Raw genomic sequence first — 1,492 nt, forward strand, 5'->3', positions numbered from 1 at the left:
CCCTGGTCGGTCGCCAGCTTCGACCATCCAGATCCATGATCGTACCCATCCGCCGTCTGCGTGCAACCGTGCAGGACGACAACCAACGCGGCTCCACGCGGGAGATTCTCAGGAACGTAGAACCGCCCCCGCAAGGCACCGGAATTGGATCCGAAACCGGCCATGTCGGACAAGCGGTCGTCGCGGTGAGCGGACAAACCCGGTCGGCCACGTATCGCGGCCAGGCGAGTGATTGTGTCTGACAGGTTTCGCAAATCGAGATCCTTAGCCGCCAGGGTGACGAAAACCGCGCACAATGCACAGGCAACAACATCGTCGCTGCACTGCACAATAGCAAGCTTACGTGAGGTCATAGTCCAGCCGGCTCATGAGCGGCTCCGGTCGGCCAAATCGACTTTGTACGGAACCCCGAGCCCTCGAGTTGGAGCCCAATTGCGGGACAGCATTCGGCTTATTCGAAGGAACCAAAGTCGCGGGGAGGAGCTTCAATCATTGAGCGCCCCGACAGCGTGCATCGGACATGCAGGAGGACGAAATGGGCTTTTTCGGCAAGGTGTTCTCGGGCCTAACCGGCAGGAGAGCACATGACAAAAAGACCACAGGGGACATGCGCAAGGCCTGAGAGCGTAGGATAGAGAGCAACCCAACACCCATCGAGGAACCAGAGCTCCCGTCCGTCTGCCAGCGCCTTTAGCCAGACGAGACCGATAACACGGATGGGCTTATCTTAGGTAAGTCCCACTCAAAACGCAATTCGTCGAGAAGGTCAGAAGGGCTACGCTCAATTGCCTCCTTGAGCGTCGCATAATTTCCTCCAGGCAGCAGCGGAGACATTCGCCGAGACTGTCCGGCCTGCCGGAAGCACTGAGACGCTCGGCATGTGATTCTGTCCCCGCGACGGCGAGGCATGCGCTCATGGCAACCGCCCGGCGATGACGTGTGACAGGCTGTAGCCAACTGTGACGGAACCTACACACCCGGGAGATGTTTCACTGCCCGTAGCTCAAACCAGCTGTCTCACTGCCCGTAGCTCAAACCAGCATAGCTTCTGGGTCAATTCGGCGACTGAGATGATGTCGGCGCCGACTGTCGCTAAGACGTTGTTGGAAATCCATTTGGGCAGGAAGTTGACGCCGCGTGTGCTCATCTCGCCTAAGTTGGCGAGTGGCATTAGGTTCCCCATCGCTTAAGCTTCGCCAGCGCGCGATCGGCCCGGCCTGTCCTACCCCACCGAAGCGTCCCGCGCGTCCTGGCGCCCGCCTCTGTTCTAGCTGTGGAGCCTCAACAGGTTGTCCTCGGTTAGAGCCAGGCGACTGATAGGCGTTTTGGACTTTAGGCTCCCGTGGGGACGGTGCCAATTGTAACGATGCAGCCAGACCGGCAACTCTGCGGCGCGGTGATCTGAAGTCGGATAGGCAATGGCATAGGCCCATTCGCGCAGTGCTGTCTGGATGAAGCGCTCGGCTTGCCGTTGGTCTTGGGCGTATAGGGC

General features: G+C 59.5%; 2 pseudogenes. Both read right to left on the minus strand.

The window, feature by feature from the left end:
* A pseudogene (locus AC1DZP_RS36140) lies at positions 1-353 on the minus strand (hypothetical protein); the annotation flags it as partial.
* 914 nt (positions 354-1,267) lie between these two features.
* Positions 1,268-1,492 (minus strand): annotated as a pseudogene (locus AC1DZP_RS36145) (integrase core domain-containing protein); the annotation flags it as partial.

The organism is Mesorhizobium sp. P2_F8 (assembly GCF_056403655.1).